The following is a 26,127-nucleotide window of genomic DNA, read 5'->3' on the forward strand; positions in this document are numbered from 1 at the left end:
TTTTCTCTTCGCAGAGTGTTTCTCTTCTTACGCGGCAACCGCGGTGTCGCGAGGGTTAGCTCGCTTACTTGGTCTTGCCAGCGAGCGTGGTCACGAACTCGTTGACGGTCTTCTCGAACTCGTCGAGGTCCCCGTGGAAGTCACGCGGGATGGCTTTCCTGATGTGGTCCGGAGTCCTCAGAGTATTCTTCGAGTTCTTTTTCTTCTTAGCGTCCTTGGACTTCTTCGAATTCTTCTTCTTAGAGTCCTTCTTCTTCGAATCCTTAGACTTCTTGGACTTCTTCTTGTCCTTAGCCTTCTTATCCTTGGACTTCTTGGAATCCTTCTTCTTCTTGGAATCCTTCTTCTTGTCCTTCTTATCCTTAGGCTTGTCCTCGGCTGGACGTTTCTCGCCTGCAGGGGTGAAGGTCGCGTCATCAAAGACGATCGTGTCGCCCTGAGCGTTCTCGAAGTTAGCGCGGTTGGCCTTGGTGGTCCACAGGTTGATGCGCAGCTGCTGGGTTCCGTTGTCCTTAGGGACGCGCTTGGTCTGGGTGTCGTCCGAGAGGACCTTGCCGTTTTCCAGCGAGGTGATCACACGCAGGTAATCCTTATCCCAGATCGCTTTAGTCTTGAGGGTCTGAACACCCTTAGGGATGTCGAAGCGCTTGTGGGATACGCGGTCGCGGAAGTTCTTCAGGTCATCCGGGTAGACAGTGACCATGCCGAAGGTCTTAGGGAGATCCTGGCTACCCCAGCGGGAAACCTCGATGAAGTCGATCTCCGTGAGGCCCTTCATGTTGACGTGCTTCTTCATGCCAGGGGTGCCGTCAATAGCGACCTCGGCGGTGTCATAGGTGAAGATGCCAAGAACGTTGTTCGGGTCCATCTTGTCGAAGTCAGCGGTGTAGCTGAACTCGTACGTGCCGTAACCGGTGGACTTGGTAGCAATGAGCTCAACGCCACCGTTGATGCCCTGGTTCTCAACAACAAGCTCACCTTTGTCGTTGACGTGAGCGCCGCTGACCCACTTACCTTCGCCATCGCTCGGGTGCGGAGCCTGAGGACCGCCCCAACCCATCACATCGTTCTTGCCGCGAATAGCCCAGTCCTGACCAGAGAATTCGATCGTGTCGAACTTGTAGTCAGTCTCAAACCGTCCGCTGTCATGGGAGATCTCTGGAGGGCCGGCTTTCGTCTCCACTGCGGTAGGGGCGGGAGCAGCATGGGCTCCTACTGCAACAGAAGTTGGGAGAACGAGTCCCAGCGCCAACGGGACCACTGCATACTTAGCAGGCTTCTTTATGGTGAACACGCGCGATTTACCCCTTCGGAATCAACGTTTTCTCGCATCGAATAACACCCGGTTTACACCTGGTCTTAGATTGAAGGCTCACAGCTTTTATAGGTGAACTTGCCGCCTACGGATGCTGAAGCGACAGTGACAATAGCGAAGACCACCACGTTGTCCTAGCGTCAACGCACCCTCCGTCCGAGACCCCGGACAGGTGTGAAATGCCTAAGAAACGGCTGTCGAAAGAACCTCGGGATGGTATGCGATGCCTGAGAAATCGCTGTTTCTGGGGTGTTGTGACTACCTGAGAGTTGCCTTGAACAGAGCTCTAGTTTTTGCGGCGCGCATTCTGTTCATCACAGGCCCTGTTGATGCGGGTCAGTATGTCCGCCAAAAGTGCTTGCTCTTCGCCGGTGAGAGGATCAAACACGGTCTCGCGCACAAACGTGACATGGTCCGGAGCCGCGGCACGAAGGACATCCCACCCGTGCGGGGTCAGGAGCACATCCTGGGCGCGGCGGTCACGTCCCTCAGAAGGGGCACGTTCCACAAGGTCGCGATCCTCCATTCGCCGCAATAAGTGTGAGAGCCGCGACCGTTCCCACCCAAGTGCGGAGGCAAGCTCACCGGTGCGCACCCGATGCTCCGGGGAATCTGAGATGGTAGCCATCACCGAATACTCGCCCGAGGACAGCGCGGAATCGTGAAGCAACTGACGGTCCAGCGTGGATGGGAAACCCCAAATGAACTCACGCAACGTGTACCAAAGATCAGCTTCCTCAGCGTTCAGCCACCGCACGTCACTGTGCGGCTCACCCTGCTCAATGTTCGTTTCAGGGTCCAGTTGGTGGTTCATCTCAAACACTCCATGCACTTGATCTATCAATCGTCACATGTTCCCGGCAACCAACCAACCCCGAATCAAATAATGCACCGTCACCACCGCATCGGAGAGGTTCGTGATGGGATAGGACTATGAGTTCTGCACGACAACGCACCGCGATGGCATCCGGAGCCCACGCATCAGGGAATCCGGACGCCCCGAAGACCGCTGACGCCCCCAAGAACACTGACGCTCCGGTGATCATTGCCGCAGCGGACGGTTCCGCCCTCGGCAACCCCGGCCCCGCGGGGTGGGCGTGGTACATCGACGAAAACCAGTGGGCCGCAGGCGGCTGGCCCAAAGGCACCAACAATCAGGGCGAACTACAGGCCGTCCTCAAACTGCTGCAAGCAACCGAGGCCGCGGGCGCGCCGCTGAAGGTTCTGTGCGATTCCCAGTACGTCATCAACTCGCTCACCAAATGGCGCTTTGGGTGGAAGAAACGCGGCTGGAAGAAAGCTGACGGCAAACCAGTCCAAAACGCCGAACTCATGAAAGCGCTCGATGCCGCACTGGCCGGCCGGAAGGTCGAATTCGAGTGGGTGCGCGGCCACACAGGCCACGAGCTCAACGAAGCCGCCGACGATCGCGCCCGCGCATGCGCGCAAGCCTATAAAGACGGCGAGGCTCCCGAGGAAGGCCCTGGCTATAGCGGCACCCCGAGTCAAAGCAACGATGGACAGAACAACGATGCGGGGCAAGGTAACGCCGCAACCCAGCCCAGCACGGTAACCCAGCCCAGCGCGATGCCCGCTGCGGTTGACGCCGGGCAGGCGAGCACTGACATCCGCGAGCTCCTAGCCGCTGCTGAAGCGGACCTGCTCGACAGCATCGACCAGGACGACGAACCAACCCTGCGCTACCTGCTCACCGAAGACTTCCGCGGCGTCTCCGCCCACGGCGCCCTCCACGGGATCGATGGCCTGCGCGGCCAAGACCCGATCACCAACCTCGAGGTCATCACCACCGAACGCGTCAGCCAGGACATCGCCTACGTCGCCTACCGTGCGCAGCGGGCCTCAACCGCCGATGCCGTGGTGCTGTCATGGTGGCGCCTCACCGGGGACGCAGGGCAAGCAGGCACGCAACGGTGGCAGTGTTTCTTCCGGCAAGAAACCGCGCACATCAACGTGTAAGGCGACGCGACGCGGCACGGGGGTTCGCGATTGCGGGCTAACCTCGTAGGATCGCATGTGTGAGTCAACGCAACGAGGAACACAACGTGCCAACATCGTCAGCGAATATGAGCGAAACCAACCCGCCGTATCAACAGCGCTACGTGGCCATCGGTGATTCCTTCACGGAAGGCGTGGGCGATGTCGAGCTCAACCGCCCCAACGGTGTGCGCGGCTGGGCCGACCGTGTAGCAGAACGGCTGTGCCGTGAACATCCGAACTTCGGGTATGCGAACCTCGCGATCCGCGGCAAAAAAGTACCCCAGATCATGGCCGAACAGCTCGAACCAGCACTAGAGCTCAACCCGACACTCGCGACCGTGTGTATGGGTGGCAACGACATCATGCGCCCACGTGTAGACATCGACTACATCGCAGGGGGAGTGCACCACATGGTCTCCGAGCTGCGCGGCGTCGGGGCCAAGGTTGTGCTGTTCACAAGCCTCGATGTTTCCAAGAGCCCGCTCTACCGGGCGCTCGCCGGGCGCGCCGCACTCTATAACGAGCGCCTCCGCGAGATCGCAGACGACACCGGCGCGATCATCGCCGATTACTGGCGCTGGCGAGAGCTACAAGACCCCGGCTACTGGTCCGAGGACCGCCTCCACATGAACAGCCGCGGCCACGAATTCACCGCCCGCAAAACTCTGGGTGTACTCGGCTACGACGTCGGCGGATTCGACGTCGAACCACTCGAGCTACCGGAACTGTCCAAACTTCAACGCGCCCGCACCAACGCCGAATGGGTCCGCGAACACGCTGGCCCGTGGGTCCGCCGACGCATCAAACGCGTCTCTTCCGGTGACACCCTCAGCCCGCGGTATCCCGAATACGTGCGCATCCAAGCACCAGAAAATCAGGCCTGAAACAGGGTCGACCCCGAGACACCGCCGATGCGGCGGCACCTCTTCACAGGATCACGCAAGCCCCGGTAGACTGACACATGCTGTGGACCACGCGCCTGCACTCAGCGGGACGCGGGTTGATGGCACCGCCGACTACGCTTAGCGGGAGAGACCTCCCCAGCGAGGCGCCGTAGGAGCAAACCCTCCCCGGGAAACTCTCAGGCAACCGCACCGCTAGGTACAGGCGACCCTGGAAAGCGGAACCTCGCCACCACAGGCTGGTTCCCACCGATGGTGCAAGCGCAGGACGAACCGTCAACGGCGCGGAAGCTCTCAGGTTCCAAGACAGGGCGGGGAGGACAATCGAATCCCGATCCGACCCCGATCCGAACTCTTTGAATCGAACCCTGAGTCGAATCCCGAGCCGAGAAGAGCCGATCACGTTATGACACGCTCCGATATGTCCGCATTCGTTTCCCGCCACATCGGTCCACGCGGTACCGAGACCGAACACATGCTGGAAACCGTTGGCTATGCGTCCCTGGACGCTCTTGTTGATGTCGCGGTCCCGTCCACGATCCGCATGGAAGAGCCACTAGATATCCCGGAGGGGCTCTCAGAAGAGGAAGCGCTTGCTGCGTTGCGGGCGTTGGCGCAGAAGAACACGCTGCGTGTTCAGATGATCGGCCAGGGTTTCTATGACACCCACACCCCGGCGGTGATCCGCCGCAACATCGTTGAGAACCCGGGCTGGTACACCGCCTACACCCCGTATCAGCCAGAGATTTCCCAAGGCCGCCTCGAGGCGCTGTTGAACTTCCAGACGATGGTCGCTGACCTCACCGGGCTCGCGATCGCTAACGCATCGCTACTTGATGAGGCCTCGGCCGTGGCAGAGGCGATCCTCTTGATGCGCCGCGCAACCCGCGCGAAAGACGACGCGGTCACGGTGGTGGATGCGGACATGTTCCCGCAGACCCTCAACGTGGTTCGCGGCCGCGCTGAAGCGCTCGGGATCCCTCTTGAGGTGCGTGACTTCGCCGCCGAAGGCCTTCCGGAGGGCCCGATTTCGGGCATCGTGCTGCAACAGCCAGGCGATTCGGGCGCGATCGTCAACCACGCCGAGATCATCGCGGAAGCAAAGGAACGCGGCGCGAAAGTCACGATCGCAACCGACCTGCTCGCGCTCACCCACCTGAGATCCCCGGGCGAACAGGGTGCTGACATCGCGGTCGGTAGCTCCCAGCGTTTCGGTGTCCCACTGTTCTTCGGCGGCCCGCACGCCGCCTTCATGGCCGTGACCAAGGGCCTGGAACGCAACCTGCCAGGCCGCCTCGTGGGTGTCTCCTATGACACCGATGGCCGCCCCGCCTACCGGCTTTCGCTCCAGACCCGCGAGCAGCACATCCGTCGCGAGAAGGCGACCTCCAACATCTGTACCGCCCAGGCTCTGCTCGCCGTTGTCGCCTCAATGTACGGGGTTTATCACGGCCCGGAAGGCCTCAAGAACATCGCCCGCCGCACCCACGCCCACGCGTGCGCGCTCGCCGCAGGCGTTGAAGCCGCCGGTGCGAAGCTAGCCACCGCATCGTTCTTTGACACCGTGCGTTTCGTAACCGACGGGGCGGCGGATTCGATCGTGGACGCCGCGGATTCCGCAGGCATCAACGTTCGCCGCGTGGATGCGGACACGATTTCGGTTTCCACAGACGAAACCACCACCGATGAGCACGTCGAGACCGTGATCGCCGCGGTATGCAAGGCGCTCATCGCCAACGCTGATGACGCGATCGCAGCGGCCCGCGAAGCCCGCGAGTCCTGCGACGGCGTGTACGGGCAGAGCGCGGGCCTGGTGCGTGAATCTGAGTTCATGACGCACCCGATCTTCAACTCGGTGCGCTCTGAAACGCAGATGATGCGGTACCTAACCCGGCTGGCGAATCGTGACCTTGCGCTTGATCGGACGATGATCCCGCTGGGTTCGTGCACTATGAAACTGAACTCGGCAGCGGAGATGGAGGCCATCACGTGGCCTGAATTCGCAGGCATCCACCCGTTCGCTCCGGTAACCCAGACCCGCGGTTGGCGTGAGCTGATCGCTGACCTTGAACAGCGGCTAGAGGCGATCACCGGTTACGCCGGGGTTTCGATCCAGCCGAACGCCGGTTCCCAGGGTGAATACGCGGGCTTGCTCGCGATCCGCCAATACCATCAGTCCCGGGGCGAGGCTGACCGCGATGTGTGCCTCATCCCGGCCTCCGCGCACGGCACGAATGCGGCCTCGGCTGTCTTGGCGGGCCTGCGCGTGGTGGTTGTCAAGACAGCTGATGACGGTTCGATCGACGAAGGCGATCTTGCCGCGAAGATCGAAGCGAATCAAGGTAAGGTCGCCGCGATCATGATCACCTACCCGTCCACGCACGGCGTGTTTGACGCGCAGGTGGTTGAGGTGTGCAAAGCGGTCCACGATGCCGGTGGCCAGGTTTATATCGATGGCGCGAACATGAACGCGATGGTCGGGCTGGCTCAGCCGGGCAAGTTCGGTGGCGACGTTTCGCACTTGAACCTGCACAAGACGTTCTGCATCCCGCATGGCGGTGGCGGCCCGGGCGTGGGCCCGGTTGCTGTCGCTGAGCATCTTCGCCCGTTCTTGCCAGGCCCGGCGCTTGAGGACCGCGACGATGAGGGCCTGGGCGGCCGCGATGGCGCGCCGATCACCGCGGCGAGCTTCGGTTCCGCCGGTGTGCTGCCGATCTCGTGGGCCTACATCGCGATGATGGGCCCGGCTGGCCTCACGGAAGCGACCAAGCATGCGTTGTTGGGCGCCAACTACATCGCGGCCCGCTTGAAGCAGGCTTTCCCGATCCTTTATACGGGTAACGCCGGGCTGGTTGCGCACGAATGCATCCTCGATTTGCGGGAACTCACCAACAAGACGGGTGTCACCGCGGAGGATGTGACCAAGCGGCTCATGGACTTCGGGTTCCACGCGCCAACGCTCGCGTTCCCGGTGGCAGGCACCCTCATGGTTGAGCCAACCGAATCCGAAGACCTTGCGGAACTGGACCGATTCATCGACGCGATGCTGACCATCCGCGAAGAGATCGACGAGGTCGCAGACGGCATCCATTCCCTCGAAGGCTCGCCGTTGCGTAACGCGCCGCACACCGCGGAAGTCGTGACTCGCACTGATTGGGACCGCACCTACTCCCGCCAGCAGGGCGTATTCCCGGGCCAGACCTCGGTCACGGACAAGTACTTCACTCCGGTCAGCCGCATCGACCAGGCCTATGGCGACCGCAACCTGATGTGCGAATGCCCGCCACTTTCGGCTTTCGAGGACTAGTTTCTTAGAGGACTAGTTTCTTCCACGATCAAGAGGACTGGCCCGTGGCTCATAACTCACCCCACCATCCAGATAGCACCGGCGTTTCGCCGACCCTGCACGAAAGGGTTCCAACGAACATGCATATAACGTCTCGTCACACTCCGCTTCATGAGGTTCATGAGGCGCTGGGTGCATCCTTCACCGATTTTGGCGGCTGGGATATGCCGTTGCGTTACGGTTCCGAGCTTGCCGAGCATAAGGCGGTGCGTGAGGCAGCGGGCGTATTCGACCTCTCCCACATGGGTGAGGTTCGGGTGAGCGGGCCTGATGCGGCGAGCTACCTCAACACGGCTCTTGCGGGGAATCTCGCGGCGGTCGCTGTGGGTCGGGCTAAGTATTCGCTGCTTATGAACGCCGACGGCGGGATCATCGATGACTTGATCGTCTACCGCTTAGATGAGACCGAGTTCCTGGTGGTCCCGAACGCCTCCAACACCCCGGCGGTGCTTGAGGCCCTCAGGGAACGCGCTCTGGGTTTCGATGTTGTGGTTACCGATGAGTCTGATGAGACCGCGCTGGTCGCGGTTCAGGGCCCGAATGCGGAGAAGGTCCTCGCGGCCGTGACCGAGGGCGCTGACCGCGACGCCGTGGTTGATCTGCGTTTTTATTCGGCGGTGCCCGCCACGGTGGCTGGTGTGGATGCGTTGGTTGCTCGCACCGGTTACACGGGCGAGGACGGTTACGAGATCTATATCGCTAACGCCGATGCGAAGGCCGTATGGGATGCGGTGATTCACGCTGGCGCTGCGGAAGGTTTGCTTCCGTGCGGCCTGGCTGCGCGCGATTCGCTGCGTCTGGAGGCCGGCATGCCGCTGTATGGCAACGAACTATCGGCTGAGACCTCGCCGCTCGAGGCCGGTTTGGGGCCGGTGGTTTCGTTGAAGAAGAATGAGCGTTTTGTGGGCCGGGACGCGTTCGAGGCCGCCAAAGAATCCGGGCTGGGTGTCACGAGTGGCCGCCGCTTGGTGGGTTTGAAGGGCCTTGAGCGTCGCGCCGCCCGCGGCGGATACACCGTGATGCTCGATGGCGCTGAGGTGGGGCAGGTGACCAGCGGCCAGCCGTCCCCGACGCTGGGTTATCCGGTCGCATTGGCGATGGTCGATGTGGCCCACGCTGAGGAAGGCACCGAGTTGGCCGTGGATATCCGGGGCAAGATGCTCGGGTTTACGGTGGTGCCTCTCCCGTTCTATCGTCGTTCCAACTAAAGTCACACACAACTAGATTCACGCATCTAGATTCACAGTTTTAGATTCACATGTACGGCCGGATTCCTGGCCTGATCATCAAGGAGAGACCATGTCCGATGTGAAGAAGAACCTCCGTTATTCCGCTGAACACGAGTGGGTGGATGACTCCAACCCGGTGAAGGTTGGCATCTCCCAGGTTGCGGCTGACGCACTGGGTGATGTTGTCTACGTAGACCTGCCAGAGGCCGGTAGCGAGGTCACCGCTGGTGAGACATGCGGCGAGGTCGAGTCCACCAAGTCGGTTTCTGACCTGTACGCGCCGGTCAGCGGCACGATCGTTGAGATCAACCAGGCCGTGATCGATGATCCTGCACTGTTGAATTCGGACCCATACGGTGCCGGTTGGCTTTTCACTGTCGAGGTGAGCTCGGAAGGTGAGCTGCTCTCCGCTGAGGATTACGCTTCCGCGAATGGCGGCAACCTCGTCTAGAGCGTCGCTTGACGCGTTTCACCGTAGTGGCGGGGCCAGGCAGGGCGCCTCGCCACAGCGACATATAGACCTTCGCCGGCACGCCCACCTTGAGGGAGAGCGTGCCGGCGAAAGTTTTCAGGAGTGCGAATGTACCTGAGTATTTTTGATCTTTTCTCCGTGGGTTTGGGGCCTTCGAGCTCCCACACGGTCGGCCCGTTGCGTGCCGGCCGGGACTTCGTGCAGCGTCTTGCCGCTAACCCGTCAGCGTATGGCCGGCTGGCTGGCTTACGTGTTGATGTGTATGGCTCGCTGGCTGCCACGGGGCAAGGGCATGGGACGTTCACGGCACTCTTGTTGGGCCTTGAGGGCTATGCGCCGGAGACGGTTTTGCCCGAGCAGGCCGAGGCTCGTTATGCCGCGTGGGATCGCGGGGAGAAGCTCGCGGTGGGCTCCGCGCTCGATGGCGTGGAGACCGTTGAGCTCGCGTTCGGTGTTGAGGACATGACGCAGCGCCCGCTCACCATCCTGCCGCGGCACACGAACGGACTGAAGATCGCGGCCCTCGAATCCGCTGGGGGAGTCATCGCCGAAGAGACCTATTTCTCGATCGGCGGCGGATTCATCGAACGAGCTGGCGATGAAGACGCGGCGGCACACGTGGACATCGACGTCCCGTACCCCTTCGATACGGGTGCCGAGCTTCTGCAACAGTGCAAGGACAACGACCTCGCCATATGGCAGGTCGCGCTAGCTAACGAGGAAGCGATCCGCGACCGCCAAGAAGTCCTGGACGGCATCGACCATCTATGGCAGGTCATGGAGGACTGCAAGAACTCCGCGATCGAACGCACCGGCGTCCTCCCCGGCGGGCTCAACGTTTCACGCCGCGCACCACGCTGGCACAAGGAACTCTACGCCCGCGACACAGACCGCTCCTTCGAATACTGGCAAGAGTGGGTCAACCTCGCAGCGCTCGCCGTGAACGAAGAGAACGCCTCCGGCGGGCGCATCGTGACCGCCCCAACCAACGGCGCGGCCGGCATCATTCCGGCGGTCGGCTTCTACGTGACCCACTACGCCCGCGCGTGCCGCGGCCAAGCCCCCGAGGTCATCGCGGAACAAGTGCGCCGCTATCTGCTCACCGCGGCCGCGATCGGCAACCTGTATAAGAAACAAGCCTCTATCTCAGGGGCCGAAGTCGGCTGTCAAGGCGAAGTCGGATCCGCCTCCTCGATGGCCGCAGCGGGACTCGCAGAAGTCCTCGGTGGCGAACCCTGGCAAGTAGAAGTCGCCGCGGAGATCGCGATGGAACACAACCTCGGCCTCACATGCGACCCCATCGGCGGCCTCGTCCAAATCCCGTGCATCGAACGCAACGCGCTCGCCGCAACGAAGGCTGTCAACGCCGCCCGCATGGCGATGATGGGGGACGGCACACAGAAAGTCAGCCTCGATGAGGTCATCAAGACGATGTGGGACACCGGCCAAGACATGCTCGATAAATACAAGGAGACAGCCCGCGGCGGCCTCGCCGTCAACGTCGTCGAATGCTGACGCCCACCGCGCTGGCATGGCCGGGCTTTGGTTAGCGGGGAACGGGTATAGCTGGAACGGCCCGGCCCGTGCTAGCCGAGCAGGCGTTCGATGCGCGCGTCTGTTGCCGCCGCTTGGTCGATCTCTTCCCAGGTTCCGTGGGCGATGAGCTTGCCGTGATCGAGGATCGCCACATGAGTTGCGAGCGCACGGGCTTCGGTGTGGTCGTGGGTCACGTGCACGGCGGTCGTGTTGGTGCGGGCGAGGATTTCCCGCACGTGCGGCGCGAGCGTTGCGCGCAGGCCGCGGTCCAGAGCCGAAAACGGCTCGTCAAGCAAAACGACCTTCGGTTCCGGTGCGAGCGTGCGCGCGAGCGCGACACGCTGGGCCTGACCTCCCGAAAGCGAGCGGATGGGGCGCTCGGCGTAACCGTCCAAGTCCACGAGCGAAAGCATCGCCTCGACCCTGGCCTTGCGTTGCTCTTTCGCGACCCCTGCCATCTCGAGGCCATAACTGATGTTGCGGCCCACAGTGCGGTGCGGGAACAGTTGCCCGTCCTGGAACACCATCCCGATGCCGCGCCGGTGGACCGGAACGCCGGCAACATCGACGCCATCGAGCAGAACCTGGCCAGCCGTGACGTCTTCAAGGCCTGCGATTCCGCGCAAGAGCGTGGACTTACCGGAGCCAGAAGCGCCCAACAGGCTCAAAACCGAGCCCGGTTCCACGCCCACGCTGACCCCGCGGACAGCAACGGTGCCGTCGGGATAGGTGACGTCCACGTCCCGAACCTCAAGAGCATATGAAGCAGTAGACATATTTAGTCCTCCTGAGCTTGAGCGGCATCTGCGCTGCGGCGAACAGCAGTCTGGGGAACAGCGCCGCGACGGGCGGATGTTGAGGCGAGTTTCGCGGAGCGTGTGGAGCGTTCGGCGAGCCATTCGCACACCGCCATCGCGGTTGCCGCAACCAGCGCGAGGATCACGGAGGCCGCCATACCCATTCCGTAGTTATCGGCGCCGGGTCGGTTCATAAGCCGCACGATCGTGACCGGCAGGGTCTGGAAGTCCGCAGACGCCAGGAAGCTCGTGGCGCCGAACTCACCGAGCGCGATCGCAAAGGACAGCCCCGCGGCGAATCCGATGCCGCGGGCGACCATCGGGCCATCCACGGTCAGCGCGACCCGCAGTGGGCTCGCGCCCAGGGTCGCGGCGGCCTCCCTGAGTTTCGGGTCGACCGAGCGCAGGATCGGGATGATCATGCGCACCACCACGGGCAACGCGACCACGGCTTGGGCGAACGGCACGAGCGAGCCTGAACGCGCAAGCTCCGGGAACGCGATCTGTAAGGACACGATGAAACCGAAACCGATCGTGACCCCTGAGACCCCGACCGGCAACATCACGGCGGCATCCACAATCTTCTGCGCCCGCCCGAACGCAGCGGTGCGTGCGTGGCGGGAGAGCCACCACGCCAACGGGAGGCCCGCGATGAGGGTGATCCACATGGCGTCCGATGCGGTCAAAAGCGAATTGCGGAGCGTCTCTAACGGGGTCGAACCGCCGCCGAAACCGGTGCCCGAGCTGGTAGCTAGAAGCCGGTAGTTGTTGAGGCTCCAGCCGTGCGGGGTCGAGAACGAACGCAACAGCAACGCCAGCAGTGGCGCCACAATAAGTGCAGTGACGGTGCCGAAAGCGATCATTGCGGAGAACCAGTCAGTCCGGGCCAGCGGCCGTAAGCGGGGTTGCGATAGCCGCAGAGCCGTCTCAGATTTAGAGCGCGCGCGTTGCGATACCGCGAGCGAAGCGAGCACAATCGCCAGCTGCAGGATCGAGAGCGCTGCCGCCTGGGGGAGGTCCAGGAACGTCTCGGTCTGGATATAGATCTCGGTTTCCAAGGTTCCGAAACCTGGTTTACCGAGCGTCATCATCAACCCGTACGCGGTAGAGCAGTACAAGAAAATGAGCGAAGCCGCAGACCAGATCGAGGGTTTGAGCGCCGGGAGGGTCACCGTTAGGAAAGCCCGTAAGCGGCTCGCCCCGAGAGTCCGGGCGGCCTCGGCTTGGCGCGGGTCAAGGTCAGCCCACACAGCCCCGACCTGACGGACAACAACCGAGAAGTTGAAGAAGATCATCGCGAGGATGACTGCGGCCGTGGTCTGATCCAGGCCCAAGAAACCTAACGGGCCGTTCTCGGCGAGCAAGGCACGGAACGCGACACCCACTACCACGGTCGGCAAAACGAACGGGATGGTCGCGACCGCGCGGATGACCCCGCGCCCACGGAAAGAACGGGTCGAGAGAATGTGGGCGCCGAAAAGCCCCAGAACGATCGAGCCGAGCGTGCCACCCAACGCGAGCCCGAGTGTTTGCGCGATGAGCCGCCACGTCCACCCATCGAACAACACGGCAACGAGCGGCCCCCACCACGTACCTTCACTGCCTTCGGGCGGGGTCACGCCGCGGCCGATCATCGCCGCGACCGGCCACACAAAGAAGAAAGCCAAGAACACGGCAGGCAACGCCAGCGCCGCAACAGACCACACAATGGTCACGATGCGGCGCCGACGCCTCAGCTCGCCGTGAGAGCGGTTCTGCTCGTGCATCAGGTACCCGACCTGCTTCTTCTACCCGGCGTTCTTCTACCCAGTGTTCGTCTCAGGAACGCACCTATTTAGCGTTCTTGCTGAGCTCGCGGAACTGCTTGATCCACTCCTCGCGTTTCTGGGCGATCTCGCTCGGGTCCGGGGTGACCGACGTCTTCGACAGCGGCGCGTGAGCGGCCCAGTCTTTCGGAAGTTTCACATCGGGGTTCACCGGGTACATGTACATCTGCTCAGGGATAGCGTTCTGCATATCCTCGCTGAGCATGAAGTCCACGAAGGCCTTGGCACCATCAGGGTTCTTAGCGTTCTTCAGGACTCCGGCGTATTCGACCTGGTCGATGCAGGTGTCATCGATGTTCACGGTCTTACCGCCCTCAAAAGCGGGGGAGGAGGAGTAGGAGACCACCAGAGGGTACTTACCTTTGCCTTCAGAACCGGAAAAGTCCGTGTTGTACGCGTTAGACCATGAAGAGACGACCTTGGTGCCGCCAGCCAGCATGTCCTCCCACGCCTTCTTCCAGTCCTTAGTCTTGTGCATCGTGGTGACCATGAACGCGAAACCAGGGGAGGACTGCGCCGGGTCTTGGGCTACCAGCAGCTTGGCGTATTCAGGCTTGGTGAGGTCGTTGATGCTCTTCGGCAGATCAACTTTGTTCTTCTTGAACCAGCCCGCGTCAGCGTTGATACATACCTGGCCTTGATCGATCGGGGTCAACGCGTCACTGTTGGTCAGCTTCTTCGCAGCCTCCGGCAGTTTCTCGGGCACATAGTCCTCGACCACGCCCTTCTCCGTCAGCGCGCCGGCCTGGAGGTTATCCACGCCATAGAAACCGTCCGCGGACGCCTTACCTTCAGCCAGGATCAGCTGATTGACCACAGAAGACGCGTCACCTGGGGAGGTCGTCTTGAGCTTATAGCCGGTCTCGGTCTCGAACTTCTTGACCTGTTCCTTGGTCAACTCAAAAGAATCATGCGTGATGATCGTGACCGTCTTCTCTTTCGACTCCGCATCCTCCTGCTGAGCCGCGATCGAACAACCGCTCAACGTCAAGCCCGCAACAGAGAGCACCGCGGTAGCCGCCATAAGAGGGTTTCTACGCATATCTGCCACAACAACCTTCCAGTTCATGAAAGGGGGTGGCCCACGTGTGCCCACGAGAGAAGATTCGAACTCCCTACACCGGTACTAACCGGATCAGGTTCGAGGGTCTGCCACATCGGCACTCTCAGCGCTCGGTTAGCGCTCCCCTGTCGATTCAGTACAAGACTAGCCAAGAAAACGATGCGGCACACAATTTGCCAGATGGCGCGCGCCGGGCGCCGGCCGGCTGGGTGGAGGCCCCGGTGCGAGTGTGGCCAAACTCGCTTACCATGATTTGCCCCAAAGATGGGGGATTGCCTAAGATAGATAGGCGTTCTGTTGCCACGCGTTAATCTTTGCGTGCCCAACAGCCCGTGACACGGAAGAGAAGGTGAACAGTGGGTAGGCAAATGCCCACGCTTCACCCGGACCACCGTTGTTTGAAACCTGTCTGATGGTCAACCACTGGCTGGATCTCACCCAGCTGCTTTAGGCCCTCCAGCGTTGTAAGCACGGTGTCCCCAACTGGGTAGCGGGACCTCGCATCGTCATCGGCTGCGCTCACCTGACTCCAGGCGAGCCAACACCACAGCCAGGCGGCAAGGGACCGCAGCACAACTGACCAACACTGGAGGAGTGAACATGGCACAGCGTTGCCAGGTGACCGGTGCAGTGCCCGGATTCGGACACAGCATCTCGCACTCGCACCGCCGCACCAAGCGTCGGTGGGACCTGAACATTCAGAAGAAGCGGTACTACGTACCATCCCTCGGCCGGACGATCACCCTGAATCTGTCCACCAAGGGCATCAAGACGATCGACGCGCGCGGCATCGAAGCCGTAGTCGCTGAGCTTAAGGCGAAGGGAGAGAAGTTCTGATGGCAAAAGCACAGGATGTTCGCCCAATCATCAAGCTCAAGTCCACGGCAGGCACCGGTTACACCTACGTGACCCGCAAGAACCGCCGCAACAACCCGGACCGCATCGTGCTCAAGAAGTACGATCCAGTGGTTCGCAAGCACGTCGATTTCCGTGAGGAGCGGTAAGCATGGCTAAGAAGTCGAAGATCGCCAAGAACGAGCAGCGCAAGGTGATCGTGGCTCGCTACGCCGAGCGCCGCGCCGAGCTCAAGAAGACCCTGATCGACCCGAACGCAACCGACGAAGCCCGCGAGGCAGCACGCGTCGGCCTGCAGAAGCTCCCACGTGACGCTTCTCCAGTTCGCGTTCGCAACCGTGACTCCATCGACGGCCGCCCACGCGGTACCTTCCAGAAGTTCGGTATCTCGCGTGTGCGTTTCCGCGAAATGGCTCACAAGGGCGAGCTGCCAGGCATCACCAAGTCGTCCTGGTAATCGCTCACGCTTCCTCACCACTGTGAGGAACACATAGCGTCAACAGCGGCACACACAAGCATCGCACGCTGTCACGGACGTCCCGGCCCCAGCTGAAAAGAACATCAGCGAGGCGCCGGGACGTCCGCGTTTAAGCAGGTTTAGGCCGCTCCGTTCGTGTTTTCGCCGCCAGAAACCGCTCTAAGAAGCTCTAATCAGCCAAAAATCTGGGTAAATTCTCACTCAACGCGGAAAATCCGCCCCGAAACACGCGAAATTCTGGGAAAACCTGTTAGTTTCATATCCAGGCCCCGAAACCTGGGGCAATCCTCAGCCCTCACTGGTTGGGGAGTATCCGAGTCCAGGAGGACAAGTAATGAACCGCAGTGAGCTTGTGAGCGCTATCGCGAACAACACCGGCCAGACCCAGACCACGGTTAACGACGTACTGGATGCCCTCTTCCAGACCGTGACCGAGCAGATCTCCCAGGGCAACAAGGTCTCCATCCCAGGCTGGATGTCCTTCGAGCGCACCAACCGTGCCGCACGCCAGGGTCGCAACCCACAGACCGGCGAGACCATCCAGATCCCTGCTGGTCACTCCGTTAAGCTCTCCGCTGGCTCCAAGCTGAAGGCTGCTGTTTCCAATAAGTAAGTCTTACAGCGCAAGCTGAGCAGTAAACCCGCCCCAACCACGCAGGTTGGAGTGGGTTTACTTTTTAAACACAAGCGGGGCACCGCTTCCCACAGCGGCACCGCCTAAACTGGATCTGATGAGCTCCGCTCACGTGAACCTCCTCTGAAGAAATGCCCTCAGGAAAGGCGCCCATGTCGCACTCGCAGGTTGCAACGTCCAAGCGTGCCTCCGCCGAGCCCGCCCGCGGAAGCGAGGACCCTTCCGCAAAGAACGCGAGGCTCGCGGCAGACAACCCTCGAGTCGCATACGCGCTCACCTGGATTTCCGCGCCCATCGGGCTCATAACCCTCTTCCTCGCGCTCTCGTACTCCGGTACAGCGCTCTCCGTTCTACTCGGTGACCCGGGCGTGGTGACCCGCTACGGCCTGCCGATCGCGCGCTGGGTTCACGACATCAGCTTCTCGATCACGCTCGGCACGCTCATCTTCGTGTGCGCGATCATCCCGCGTACCACCCGGCCACAGCGCACCACTCGGGCCGCAGGTTCCACTGATGGTGGGGAATTCACCAAAGCGTTCAACCGGCTCGTTACCGTCGGCTCCGTCGCAGCGATCGTGTGGGCGTTCGCTGCGATGTCCACGCTCGTTCTCAGCTATTCGGATGCCGCCGCGCTCCCCGTCACCGCAGACAAATCCTTCACTGACGGCATCTTCGACTACATGCTGAACTTCGATTTCGGCCGAAGCTGGGCCGTGGTCGTTTCCCTCGCGATCATCACGAGCACCACCATGATCGCCGCCCGCAGCGCCAACGCGCTCGGCTGGGCCGCAGGCTTCGCAGGGGTTGCCCTCGTGCCGCTGGCGCTACTCGGCCATGCCGCCGGCGGTGACGACCACTGGGGAGCCGTGAACTCGATGGGCCTGCACCTACTCGGCGTCGTCGCGTGGGGCGGCGGGCTCGTAGCACTCGCCGTTGTTTCCGGGCTGCTTGGCGGAGCGCAAAAGAACATCACCGGCCCTGATACCAACCCCGCCGCAGCGGAAGTCCTGCAACGATTCTCGCACCTAGCTGGCGCATCGTTCTTCCTGGTCGTGCTCTCCGGCGTAGCGGCAGGTGCGATCCGCGTCCACACCCTTCAACAGCTCTTCGGAACCCAATACGGTCTGTTCCTCATCTTCAAAGCTTTCCTCTCGGTGATCCTGGGCTTCCTCGGGATCATCCACCGCTCCAACATCATTCCGCGCCTGAAAAACGGCGACCTCACCGCACGCAAAGCCGCGTGGCGCATCATCGGTGTTGAAGTAGCGATCATGTCCGCCGTATCGGCGATCGCCGTGGTGCTTGCCCGCACCCAACCGCCGGTATCCACCGCGCCGCCGGAAGTCATGTCCCCGGCCCGCCGCCTCTCCGGCTACGAGCTACCACCCGAGCTGACCATCTCATCGTGGGCGAGTGTGTGGCGCTTCGACTGGCTGTGGGTCGCGATCATTATCTTCCTCGCGATCGCCTACGGCCGCTGGGCCTACCGCGTCCACGCTAAAGGCGGGCACTGGGACTGGTGGCGCACCCTCAGCTTCTATGTGGGCTTGATCTTCCTGTTCTACATCACATCCGGGCCCATCGCGGTGTACGGGCAGAACCTGTTCTCGATGCACATGGTCGCTCACATGGCGCTCACCATGGTCGCGCCGTTCTTCCTGGTGGTCGGGTCCCCGATCGCGCTGGCCCTCAAAGCGATCCCCGCCCGGCGCGACGGAACCCGCGGCCCCCGCGAATGGACCCTGGTGTTCCTGCACTCCAAGTGGGCTAAAGGCGTCACGCACCCGATTGTCGCGGCCGTGAACTTCACGGCCTCGATCGTGATCTTCTACTCGACTGACCTCATGTGGTTCTCCATGAAATACCACTTAGGCCACGAGTTCATGAACTTCCACTTCCTGCTGACCGGCTACGTCTTGGCCGTCAACATGATCGGGCTGGACCCGCTGCCGAACCGCGCACCATACTTTGTGCGGCTCGTGATCCTGCTGATCACCATGATCTTCCACGCGTTCTACGCGACCAGCATCATGGGCACCGACGTTTTGATCCAGCCGGACTGGTTCGGCAACCAGGGCCGCGATTGGGGCCCGAGCGCGATCGAAGATCAACGAATAGGCGCCGGTGTTATGTGGGGCATCGGCGAAGTACCGACGCTCATGCTCGCCGTGGGCGTGGCCGTTGCATGGTCCCGCTCCGATGAACGGATAGCCCGCCGCGACGAACGCGTTGCCGAACGTACCGGAAACCGCGAACTGCGCGACTACAACCAGATGCTGCAGCAGCTGCAGGGCGCCCAGGCCGACGGCCTCGAAGAAGCCCGCCGCGCAGCCCGCATCCGCGCGGGCCTGCCGGTGGGTGGTTTGCCGGAGGAAAAGGACGCTGCGGAGGCCGACGCATCAGACGCTGCGGCTCCGGATGCTGAATCCCCACAGGAGAAAGACGATACGCCGCGGGCATAAAGCGCGATGTTACGCGCTGTAAGCGGTTGCGCGCACACAACTTTTAGAATGGGACACAGTCCGTTGCGCTCTGTGTGCAACGAGTGAATGTCCCGTCTGAATCCCAGGAGTTTAGGTGTCTGCAGAGTCTGATGCACTTCGTACCGGCGTCCGTTTGCGCGCGAGCGAGCTTCGCGGCCGCGGCTGGATGAACACCGGCGGCAAGGATCTTGACCTCGCGAGCCTTCGCGGCAAGATCGTGCTCCTGGATTTCTGGACGTTCTGCTGCATCAACTGCCTGCATGTGCTCGATGAGCTGCGTCCGCTGGAAGAAAAGTACAGTGACGTGCTTGTCACGATCGGCGTGCACAGCCCTAAGTTTGAGCATGAGGCCAAGAAGGAAGCGCTTGAGGCCGCGGTTGAGCGTTACGAGATCGAGCACCCGGTTCTGGATGACCCGGAGCTGTTGACGTGGCAGGCCTACACTGCGCGTGCGTGGCCAACGCTGGTTGTCGTTGACCCGGAGGGCTACATCGTTGCGCACCTCTCGGGTGAGGGGCACGCGGCCGGCCTTGAATCTTTGGTTGAAGAACTCATCGAAGAGCACGATGCGAAGGGCACCTTGCACCGCGGTGACGGCCCGTACGTCGCCCCGCCGGCACGCGAAGGGGACCTCCGCTTCCCAGGTTCGGCGATCGAGCTGCCGAACGGCCAGTTCCTCGTCGTGGATTCGGGCTACCACCGGCTCACGATCATGGACACGGACCTCGTGACCAAGGTCGGTCAGATCGGCACTGGGGAGCGCGGCTTCGCGGACGGCTCCGCGGACACCGCTCGCTTCAACGAGCCGCAGGGTGCCGCGGTCGTTCCCGGCCACATCGCGGAGAAGGTCGGCTACGACGTCCTGGTTGCTGACACCGTGAACCACCGCCTGCGTGGCGTTAACACGGCCACGGGCGAGGTCACGACTGTTGCCGGTAACGGTGTGCAGCGCCTGCTCGATGCCGAACGCGCCCGCCTGCAGGACGCCGGTTGGTCGCGTGAGCTGGGGGAGAACGCTACCGAGCTTTCGCTCTCATCCCCGTGGGACCTTGCGTGGGCAGAGAAGGCTGGCCGGTTCATCGTCGCTATGGCGGGAACCCACCAGATCTTCGGTTTCGACCCCGTCAAGGCCGAGGTCACGCTGGAGGCTGGCTCCGGCATCGAAGGCTTGGATGACGGTACTGCGGATGTCGCGATGTTCGCGCAGCCTTCCGGTGTGGATGTGGATGCGAACGGGGACGTGTGGATCGCGGATTCGGAGACCTCCGCGGTGCGTGTGCTGCGCCTGGGTGAGGACGGCACGGTCGCCAAGGTTGAGACTGCGACCGGCCTGGGGCTGTTCGATTTCGGCTTCCGCGACGGTCCGGCCGATGAGGCGCGTCTGCAGCACCCGTTGGGTGTTTCGGTTCTGCCGGATGGCTCGGTTGCGATCGCTGATACCTATAACGGTGCGGTGCGCCGCTATGACCCCGAAACGCATACGGTCGGCACCCTCGCCGAGGGCCTACAGGAACCGGCGGAAGTGCTCGTGGACCACAGCGTTGGTGGAGATCCGGTCCTGTTGGTGGTCGAAACGAACCGGCATCAGCTCGTGCGGGTCCCGCTGCCGAAGGAAGCGACCACGGTTGACCGTGGCGCATCCCAGACCCAGCGCCCAAAGACCCTGGTGAAGCCCGGCACCCACAAACTGACCGCACGCTTCACTGCTCCTGCGGGCCAGAAGCTCGACTACCGTTGGGGTGACCCAACCCAGCTACAGGTTTCCGCGTCCCCTGAGGAACTCATCCTCGAAGGCGCTGGCACGAGCCAAGGGCTCACGCGTGAGCTCGTCCTCAACCCGGAGATTGTGCACGGCGTTCTGCATATCACCGCGCGTGCTGCAGCCTGCGATGGTGAGGAAGGCCAGGAGATCCCGGACCACGCCGCCTGCCATCTATACCAGCAGGACTGGGGTATCCCAGTGCAGTTGGATGAGGCGGGGGAGGACCACCTCGAACTCGACCTGCGCGGCCTGAACTAGTGCGGCCGCGGCCTAAACTAACGTCGGCATAGCGTCAGCTTGGCTGGCATGCCGCCGTGCCAGCGGCGCCACGTCAGCGCGGCAACTCTTAACAAGGCGGGACCCTAGGCGTAGGGTTGAATCTACAGTTCAATCTACGCCGGGGTCCCGTTTTGTATTACCCCACCGGTTTCTGCGCCGTTGAGGAGGCCGCCTATTCATGTCCCGCATGTTCGCCTCGCTGCAGATCAAGAATTACCGGTGGTGGTTTTTCGGCGGCTTGGTTTCGAACATCGGGACGTGGATGCAGCGCATCGCGCAGGACTGGCTGGTTCTGACTGAGCTGACCGATAATTCAGGGACCGCGGTGGGCCTCGTGATGGGGCTTCAGTTTCTGCCGATCCTGTTTTTGTCTGCCTATGCGGGCGTGATCGCTGACCGGTACCCGCGGTTACGGATCGTGCAGATCGCGCAGGCGTTCATGGGTGTGCTCGCGGTGATCTTGGGTGTTTTGGTGCTCACGGGCACGGTTGAGCTGTGGCATGTGTACATCTTGGCGACCTTGTTAGGTATCGGGGCGGCGTTCGATGCGCCAGCACGCCAGGCTTTGGTGAATGATTTGGTGCCGTCCAAGTTGGTACCGAACGCGGTGTCCTTGAATTCGACGAGCTTCAATTCGGCGCGGCTGATCGGACCGGGTGTTTCTGGCCTGTTGATTGCCGCGGTCGGTACGGGCTGGGTTTTCTTGATCAACGCAGCGAGTTTCGCGGGCGTACTGGTTTCGCTGTTCGTGATTTCCCGGAACATTCCGGCGAACACTCAGCCGCGGGTTCCGCGTAAGCGTGGCCAGGTTGTTGAGGGCATCAAGTATGTTGCGCGTAGGCCTACGCTCATCATGATCATGGTGCTTGCGTTCGTGGTGGGTACGTTCGGGTTGAATTTCCCGGTGTTCAACGCGGTCATGGCTACAACGGTGTTCGATGCGGATGCCGAGGTGTTCGGTCTGCTCGGCACAATCCAGGCGTGCGGCACGTTGGCGGGTGCGTTGATGGCGGCCAGGCGGCAGGGTTCGCGGCTGAAGTTCGTGGTGGGTGGAACGATCGGTTTCGGTATCACGGTGATCGCCGCGTGCGCGGTCCCGTGGCTGTGGCTGTATGCGATCATGCTGATCCCGACCGGCTGGGCAGCGGTGACGTTCTTGAATTCGTGCAACGTGACGCTACAGATGACGGTGGACCCGAGGTATCGCGGCCGCGTCATGGCGTTGTACATGGTTTTGGTTATGGGCGGAACGCCGCTCGGTTCACCTTTGATGGGGTGGCTTGCCGAAGTTCTGGGCGCGCGAATGTCACTGTGCATCGCGGGTCTGATTTCGCTTGTGGCTGGCCTGTGGGGCTTATGGTACTGGAATAAGCACGCGCCGCAAGGCGAGTTGCGGCGCCGTGTGCGCCGCATCCGCGTCCGCTTCACGGGCCGCTGAGTAGCTGAGGTTACATGGCCGGCTGAGCCACTACCGCATCGTACGCCGCTTGCGTCAGCCCAGCGGTTTTCACGCGAATATCATCGCGCAGATGAACATGAGCGGCACCCCGAGCAGGGTTGAGAGCAACACGGTGTCTTTCGCGGTGACCATGCCTTGCTTGTAGTGGGTTGCGGTCACAAACACGTTCTGCGCGGTGGGAAGTACGCCGAGGATCACGGCCATGAAGATGCCGGCGGAATCGAGCTGGAACACGACGGCGGCCAGCAACCACGCGATGAGCGGGTGCACGATGAGCTTGAACGTGAGTGCGAGCAACACATCGGTGCGGCGGCCCGAGTCTTTCTGTAGCGGCTTGGAGCCTACGAGTGAGATGCCGAACGCCATGAGCATCGCCGGGACGGCGGCTCCGCCGATGATTTCGATGGGGTTCATCACGGTTTGTGGGATGCTCACTCCGGTGGTGGCTACGATGACACCGGCGAGTGAAGCGAGGATCAGCGGGTTGGTTGCGATGCCTTTGAGCACACCGAGGATTCCGGCGCTGACCCGTTGGGTTTGAACGTCGAGGAATATGAGGGACAGCGGCTGCAGGATCGCGAGCTGGAACAGCAGGACGGGGACGGAGTAGGTTGCGTCTCCGAGCACGAAGATCGCGATGGGGATGCCGAGGTTATTGGCGTTGACTTGGCCGGCGGACAGCGCGCCCACGGTGAGTTCAGCTGACCTGCGTTTGAGGGCGAACCGCGCGATGAGCACGTAGAGGGTCATGACGGTGAAGGCGCTGATTGCGGCGATGAACACTTGCGGCCCGAAGATGACAGCGACGTCGGCTCGCGCGATCGTATGGAACAGTTGAAAGCCAGTGGCTTGGATCCCCGCAAGTTCCGGGAGCACCAGGCCGCGCTTGGTGCTCGGAGCTTCGGTTACTCATGAGGTTCGCAATGGCGGAATTGTTAACATAGGCTTGACCTCGTGAGCGAGTGCCGGTTCTGCTCGGCTTGGGGCAGCGACCGGCAGCTCGCGCCGCGCGAGTCTGTGGCGTATGAGGGCGCGGATCGCGGTGCATGATCCACAGTTGAAATAGAGAAAAGAGAATGAAACGTATGACGAAGCGCGTGAGTGTGATTGTTGGGAGCCTGCGTCGTGGCTCCTTTGCCCGTAAGATTGCGCACAACCTGATTCCGATGTTCCCTGAGGGGTACGAGGCGAAGATCGTGGAGATCCGCGACCTGCCGCTGTACGATTTCGACTACGACGACCCAGAGGTCACCGACAAGCCGGTGCCGGCGGAGTACACGGAGTTCCGCGAGACGATTAAGGCCTCTGACGGGGTGCTGTTTGTGACCCCGGAGAACAACCGCACCATCCCGGCGTGCCTGAAAAACGCGGTGGATATTGGGTCGAAACCCAACGCCGACGTTGCGTGGAAGGGACTCCCGGCGGGAATTGTGAGCCACTCTGTTGGACGCATGGGCGGGTACTCGTCGCAGAAGAACCTGCGCCTTGCGCTTTCCTACTTCGACATGCCAACGCTTGGCCAGCCCGAGGTGTTCCTGTCGCAGTCGCCTGAGCTTTTCGGTGACGGGGATAAGATCACCCGCGAGTCAACCGTTGAGTTCCTGCAGAAATACATTGACCGCTTCGCTGAGCTGATCGAAAAAACCAGCCGCGATTAGTTTTCGCGGGCGCGTAACCCAAAGGCGAGGGGGAAACCGAACACGTTTCGGTTTCCCCCTCGTTTGTTGTGTGGCAGTTTTGTGTCGCCGCGGCCGCGCGGTGGCGCAGGCGCTAGCTGTCTGCGCCCCCTGCGTCAGTTGCCGCCTCGGCCCGCAACGCCTCGACAAGCGCCTCGTGTGCGTCCCAGATTTCGCGCGGCATATCGGGCAGCTCGCGCAGGTGCTCAGCGCGGTGATCGGTTTCCTGCAGCCAGCGTTCAACGTCAACCCGCAGCAGTTTGTCGAGATCCGCCGCGTCGATTTCGAGACCGGTAAAGTCGAGCTCTTCAACAAGCGGGAGCACGCCGATCGGGGTTTTGCGTCCCTTGACTTTGCCGTCGCGGTACTGTGTGAGCCAGTTCAGCGCGCGCAGGTTCTCGCGGAAGCCCGGCCACAGGTAACGACCGGTTTCGGGTTCGCGCTGGAACCAGTTGACGTGGGCAAACATCGGCATCTCTTTCAGCTGCCCGAGCACTTTAAGCCAGTGTTCGGCGTAGCGACCCTCGGAGTACGAGAAGAACGGACGCATCGACATCGGGTCGTAACGCAGCTGCCCGTCAAGCCCGTCCGCTGCGAAAGTCGCCTCGGCGCCGAGTGTCAGCCCGTCGTAGACGCCATCAACAAGGTTGTCGATTGCGCGGATCAGCGGTTCACGATCGCGGGTGCGGCCACCGAAGATAATCGCGTCAACGACCACGCCCTCGGGTTTGGAGACGTCTTCGGCGAGGTTCGGGATGCGCTCCAGCGGAATAGTGAAGCGGCTGTTCGGGTGCGCCCACGGTTCGTTTTGCTGCTCGGCGGTGCGGTCGGTGATTTTCGCGCCGGTCCAGTCGAGCCACCCTGCCGGGTCGGCTGGGGGTTCGGGGGTGAGACCCTCCCACCACACCTCGCCGGTGACTTCGTTGTAGGCGGTGTTGGTGAAGATCGTGCCCGATCCCTCAGCGATTGCCGCCATCGCGGTGGGGTTGGAACCCTCGTTGGTGTCTTTTGCGACACCGAAGGCACCGTTTTCGGGGTTGATGGCACGGAGTTTCCCTTCGTCGTCAACCCACATCCAGGCGATGTCGTCGCCGTAAAAATCAACGCGGTAGCGGTCGCCGAGTCCGTTTGGCGGCAGCGTCATCGCGAGGTTGGTTTTCCCTGACGCGCTCGGGAAGCCGCCGCACACGTGCGTGGTGACGCCGGTTTCACGGTCGTGGATCCCAAGCAGCAGGAACTGCTCCGCGAGGAACTTCCCTGAGGCGTAACCGTCGTAGGACGCCTGGCGCAGACCGTGGGCGATTTTACCAAGCAGCGCGTTGCCGCCGTACGCGGAGCCGAAGTGCAAAATGGTGCGCTCGTCTGCGACGGTCACAAACATCCGCTCGTCGGCGTCGGTGCCCTGCTGCAGCGCGGTAAGGTCACCGGTGAGGTGCACACCGCGCACGAAGAAGTCCTGGTCGCTGACACCGTCGAAGTGCTCAATTCCGACGCGGGCCATGCGGATCATCTGCAGCACCACGTTGCGGTCGTCGGTGAGCTCAACTCCGAGCGCGAAGTTCGCAAGCGGGGTGCCGGGAGGGGCCATCAGGTACGGCACCACGTACATGGTTTTACCCGCCGAAGCGCCGCGCATGCGGCTCGTCAGCAGCGGTTTGACCTCGCTTGAGTGGCGCCAGTTGTTGTAGCGCCCGCGATCCGCCTCGTCAGCCGTGGCGACAAAGGTGCGCTCTTCGGTGCGGGCGGTGTCTTTCGGGTGTGACCGTGAGTAGTAGCGACCTTTGCCTGCGCGGAGCATTTCGCCGGCGGCGATGGCCTCTTCGAGCAGCCTGGCGTCATCCGCTGCTGAGACGAGCTCGATCTTTTCAGGATTGGTGATCTCTGCCCACTCGCTCACAAAAGCGCGAACGCTTTCCACGTGAATCTCTGGAGGAACTTGAAATTGCTTTGATGCGGTCATCAGGCGCCCTCATTCATTCTTTAGTTTCCGGGTCTCACTTGTGCTCTCTACCGTAGT

General features: G+C 61.9%; 21 protein-coding genes and 2 riboswitches. Of the genes, 14 read left to right on the forward strand and 7 right to left on the reverse strand.

Translation table 11 applies throughout. The features are described 5' to 3' along the window. Nucleotides 1–64 precede the first annotated feature (64 nt). The gene (locus HMPREF3175_RS07895; RefSeq protein ID WP_141742504.1) at nucleotides 65–1,294 is read right to left on the reverse strand and encodes a hypothetical protein; all 1,230 of its coding nucleotides are present in this window, start codon (nucleotides 1,292–1,294) and stop codon (nucleotides 65–67) included. Nucleotides 1,295–1,601: 307 nt separating this feature from the next. Next, nucleotides 1,602–2,129, reverse strand: a complete 528-nt coding sequence (locus HMPREF3175_RS07900) for a MarR family winged helix-turn-helix transcriptional regulator (protein ID WP_052048471.1) — start codon at nucleotides 2,127–2,129, stop codon at nucleotides 1,602–1,604. A 119-nt stretch (nucleotides 2,130–2,248) separates the two neighbouring features. Here HMPREF3175_RS07900 and HMPREF3175_RS10015 point away from each other — a divergent pair, with 119 nt between their 5' ends. The 6 genes from HMPREF3175_RS10015 (at nucleotide 2,249) to HMPREF3175_RS07930 (ending at nucleotide 10,777) form a co-directional block, all read left to right on the forward strand. Then, the gene (locus HMPREF3175_RS10015; RefSeq protein ID WP_256276336.1) at nucleotides 2,249–3,292 is read left to right on the forward strand and encodes a ribonuclease H family protein; all 1,044 of its coding nucleotides are present in this window, start codon (nucleotides 2,249–2,251) and stop codon (nucleotides 3,290–3,292) included. Between the two features lie 59 nt (nucleotides 3,293–3,351). Then, nucleotides 3,352–4,197, forward strand: a complete 846-nt coding sequence (locus HMPREF3175_RS07910) for an SGNH/GDSL hydrolase family protein (RefSeq protein ID WP_370991853.1) — start codon at nucleotides 3,352–3,354, stop codon at nucleotides 4,195–4,197. A gap of 132 nt (nucleotides 4,198–4,329) precedes the next feature. Further along, nucleotides 4,330–4,420, forward strand: a riboswitch (glycine riboswitch). Between the two features lie 201 nt (nucleotides 4,421–4,621). After that, nucleotides 4,622–7,522, forward strand: a complete 2,901-nt coding sequence (gene gcvP, locus HMPREF3175_RS07915; RefSeq protein WP_070491695.1) for an aminomethyl-transferring glycine dehydrogenase — start codon at nucleotides 4,622–4,624, stop codon at nucleotides 7,520–7,522. Between the two features lie 119 nt (nucleotides 7,523–7,641). Beyond that, nucleotides 7,642–8,769: a glycine cleavage system aminomethyltransferase GcvT gene (gene gcvT, locus HMPREF3175_RS07920; protein ID WP_176745147.1), complete on the forward strand. Its 1,128-nt coding sequence runs from the start codon at nucleotides 7,642–7,644 to the stop codon at nucleotides 8,767–8,769. A 91-nt stretch (nucleotides 8,770–8,860) separates the two neighbouring features. Next, on the forward strand, nucleotides 8,861–9,241 hold the full coding sequence (gene gcvH, locus HMPREF3175_RS07925) for a glycine cleavage system protein GcvH (protein ID WP_035756276.1): 381 nt from the start codon (nucleotides 8,861–8,863) through the stop codon (nucleotides 9,239–9,241). A 129-nt stretch (nucleotides 9,242–9,370) separates the two neighbouring features. Continuing rightward, nucleotides 9,371–10,777, forward strand: coding sequence for an L-serine ammonia-lyase (locus HMPREF3175_RS07930; RefSeq protein WP_035756277.1), 1,407 nt, complete (start codon nucleotides 9,371–9,373; stop codon nucleotides 10,775–10,777). A 71-nt stretch (nucleotides 10,778–10,848) separates the two neighbouring features. Here the strand turns inward: HMPREF3175_RS07930 and HMPREF3175_RS07935 are convergent, their stop codons facing one another. The 3 genes from HMPREF3175_RS07935 to HMPREF3175_RS07945 all read right to left on the reverse strand — a co-directional run bounded on the left by HMPREF3175_RS07935 (nucleotide 10,849) and on the right by HMPREF3175_RS07945 (nucleotide 14,463). Next, nucleotides 10,849–11,574 carry an ABC transporter ATP-binding protein gene (locus HMPREF3175_RS07935; RefSeq protein WP_070491697.1) on the reverse strand — a complete coding sequence of 242 codons (726 nt, stop codon included), beginning with the start codon at nucleotides 11,572–11,574 and terminating at the stop codon, nucleotides 10,849–10,851. A gap of 2 nt (nucleotides 11,575–11,576) precedes the next feature. After that, nucleotides 11,577–13,361: an ABC transporter permease gene (locus HMPREF3175_RS07940; protein WP_070491700.1), complete on the reverse strand. Its 1,785-nt coding sequence runs from the start codon at nucleotides 13,359–13,361 to the stop codon at nucleotides 11,577–11,579. A 64-nt stretch (nucleotides 13,362–13,425) separates the two neighbouring features. Next, the gene (locus HMPREF3175_RS07945) at nucleotides 13,426–14,463 is read right to left on the reverse strand and encodes a thiamine ABC transporter substrate-binding protein (protein ID WP_070491770.1); all 1,038 of its coding nucleotides are present in this window, start codon (nucleotides 14,461–14,463) and stop codon (nucleotides 13,426–13,428) included. 52 nt (nucleotides 14,464–14,515) lie between these two features. Beyond that, nucleotides 14,516–14,621, reverse strand: a riboswitch (TPP riboswitch). Between the two features lie 463 nt (nucleotides 14,622–15,084). Here HMPREF3175_RS07945 and rpmB point away from each other — a divergent pair. The 7 genes from rpmB to HMPREF3175_RS07980 all read left to right on the forward strand — a co-directional run bounded on the left by rpmB (nucleotide 15,085) and on the right by HMPREF3175_RS07980 (nucleotide 22,413). Continuing rightward, the gene (rpmB, locus tag HMPREF3175_RS07950) at nucleotides 15,085–15,321 is read left to right on the forward strand and encodes a 50S ribosomal protein L28 (protein ID WP_035756281.1); all 237 of its coding nucleotides are present in this window, start codon (nucleotides 15,085–15,087) and stop codon (nucleotides 15,319–15,321) included. Continuing rightward, nucleotides 15,321–15,488, forward strand: coding sequence for a 50S ribosomal protein L33 (gene rpmG, locus HMPREF3175_RS07955; RefSeq protein WP_035756283.1), 168 nt, complete (start codon nucleotides 15,321–15,323; stop codon nucleotides 15,486–15,488). Before rpmB ends, rpmG begins: the two co-directional genes overlap by 1 nt. Nucleotides 15,489–15,490: 2 nt before the next feature. Continuing rightward, a complete protein-coding gene (gene rpsN, locus HMPREF3175_RS07960; RefSeq protein ID WP_035756285.1) occupies nucleotides 15,491–15,796 on the forward strand; it encodes a 30S ribosomal protein S14 in 306 nt (101 codons plus the stop codon). Nucleotides 15,797–16,151: 355 nt separating this feature from the next. After that, complete coding sequence (locus HMPREF3175_RS07965; protein ID WP_035756287.1) at nucleotides 16,152–16,430, forward strand: HU family DNA-binding protein; 279 nt, start codon at nucleotides 16,152–16,154, stop codon at nucleotides 16,428–16,430. A gap of 173 nt (nucleotides 16,431–16,603) precedes the next feature. Next, nucleotides 16,604–18,913: a bifunctional copper resistance protein CopD/cytochrome c oxidase assembly protein gene (locus HMPREF3175_RS07970; protein ID WP_176745148.1), complete on the forward strand. Its 2,310-nt coding sequence runs from the start codon at nucleotides 16,604–16,606 to the stop codon at nucleotides 18,911–18,913. Between the two features lie 115 nt (nucleotides 18,914–19,028). Next, a complete protein-coding gene (locus tag HMPREF3175_RS07975) occupies nucleotides 19,029–20,954 on the forward strand; it encodes an NHL domain-containing thioredoxin family protein (protein WP_070491702.1) in 1,926 nt (641 codons plus the stop codon). Between the two features lie 199 nt (nucleotides 20,955–21,153). Then, nucleotides 21,154–22,413, forward strand: coding sequence for an MFS transporter (locus HMPREF3175_RS07980; RefSeq protein WP_070491704.1), 1,260 nt, complete (start codon nucleotides 21,154–21,156; stop codon nucleotides 22,411–22,413). Between the two features lie 69 nt (nucleotides 22,414–22,482). Here HMPREF3175_RS07980 and HMPREF3175_RS07985 read toward each other — a convergent pair whose 3' ends face one another. Further along, entirely contained in the window at nucleotides 22,483–23,310 is an 828-nt protein-coding gene (locus tag HMPREF3175_RS07985) for an AEC family transporter (RefSeq protein WP_070491706.1), read from the reverse strand. A 209-nt stretch (nucleotides 23,311–23,519) separates the two neighbouring features. On the opposite strand from HMPREF3175_RS07985, the gene HMPREF3175_RS07990 reads away from it, so the two are divergent. Next, on the forward strand, nucleotides 23,520–24,092 hold the full coding sequence (locus HMPREF3175_RS07990; protein WP_019174205.1) for an NADPH-dependent FMN reductase: 573 nt from the start codon (nucleotides 23,520–23,522) through the stop codon (nucleotides 24,090–24,092). Between the two features lie 112 nt (nucleotides 24,093–24,204). Here HMPREF3175_RS07990 and HMPREF3175_RS07995 read toward each other — a convergent pair whose 3' ends face one another. Then, nucleotides 24,205–26,070, reverse strand: a complete 1,866-nt coding sequence (locus HMPREF3175_RS07995) for a phosphoenolpyruvate carboxykinase (GTP) (protein WP_070491708.1) — start codon at nucleotides 26,068–26,070, stop codon at nucleotides 24,205–24,207. Nucleotides 26,071–26,127 lie beyond the last annotated feature (57 nt).

This window comes from Arthrobacter sp. HMSC08H08, assembly GCF_001807575.1.
GTDB lineage: Bacteria > Actinomycetota > Actinomycetes > Actinomycetales > Micrococcaceae > Pseudoglutamicibacter > Pseudoglutamicibacter albus.

What these genes read in the sequence shown, in the direction of transcription:
- HMPREF3175_RS07935 (WP_070491697.1), bottom strand. Translation starts at nt 11,574, where the DNA reads ATGTCTACTGCTTCATATGCTCTTGAGGTTCGGGACGTGGACGTCACC.
- HMPREF3175_RS07945 (WP_070491770.1), bottom strand. Translation starts at nt 14,463, where the DNA reads ATGCGTAGAAACCCTCTTATGGCGGCTACCGCGGTGCTCTCTGTTGCG.
- rpmB (WP_035756281.1), top strand. Translation starts at nt 15,085, where the DNA reads ATGGCACAGCGTTGCCAGGTGACCGGTGCAGTGCCCGGATTCGGACAC.
- HMPREF3175_RS07965 (WP_035756287.1), top strand. Translation starts at nt 16,152, where the DNA reads ATGAACCGCAGTGAGCTTGTGAGCGCTATCGCGAACAACACCGGCCAG.
- HMPREF3175_RS07995 (WP_070491708.1), bottom strand. Translation starts at nt 26,070, where the DNA reads ATGACCGCATCAAAGCAATTTCAAGTTCCTCCAGAGATTCACGTGGAA.
- gcvH (WP_035756276.1), top strand. Translation starts at nt 8,861, where the DNA reads ATGTCCGATGTGAAGAAGAACCTCCGTTATTCCGCTGAACACGAGTGG.
- gcvT (WP_176745147.1), top strand. Translation starts at nt 7,642, where the DNA reads ATGCATATAACGTCTCGTCACACTCCGCTTCATGAGGTTCATGAGGCG.
- HMPREF3175_RS07900 (WP_052048471.1), bottom strand. Translation starts at nt 2,129, where the DNA reads ATGAACCACCAACTGGACCCTGAAACGAACATTGAGCAGGGTGAGCCG.
- HMPREF3175_RS07930 (WP_035756277.1), top strand. Translation starts at nt 9,371, where the DNA reads ATGTACCTGAGTATTTTTGATCTTTTCTCCGTGGGTTTGGGGCCTTCG.
- HMPREF3175_RS07940 (WP_070491700.1), bottom strand. Translation starts at nt 13,361, where the DNA reads ATGCACGAGCAGAACCGCTCTCACGGCGAGCTGAGGCGTCGGCGCCGC.
- rpsN (WP_035756285.1), top strand. Translation starts at nt 15,491, where the DNA reads ATGGCTAAGAAGTCGAAGATCGCCAAGAACGAGCAGCGCAAGGTGATC.
- rpmG (WP_035756283.1), top strand. Translation starts at nt 15,321, where the DNA reads ATGGCAAAAGCACAGGATGTTCGCCCAATCATCAAGCTCAAGTCCACG.
- gcvP (WP_070491695.1), top strand. Translation starts at nt 4,622, where the DNA reads ATGACACGCTCCGATATGTCCGCATTCGTTTCCCGCCACATCGGTCCA.
- HMPREF3175_RS07970 (WP_176745148.1), top strand. Translation starts at nt 16,604, where the DNA reads ATGTCGCACTCGCAGGTTGCAACGTCCAAGCGTGCCTCCGCCGAGCCC.
- HMPREF3175_RS07980 (WP_070491704.1), top strand. Translation starts at nt 21,154, where the DNA reads ATGTCCCGCATGTTCGCCTCGCTGCAGATCAAGAATTACCGGTGGTGG.
- HMPREF3175_RS10015 (WP_256276336.1), top strand. Translation starts at nt 2,249, where the DNA reads ATGAGTTCTGCACGACAACGCACCGCGATGGCATCCGGAGCCCACGCA.
- HMPREF3175_RS07990 (WP_019174205.1), top strand. Translation starts at nt 23,520, where the DNA reads ATGACGAAGCGCGTGAGTGTGATTGTTGGGAGCCTGCGTCGTGGCTCC.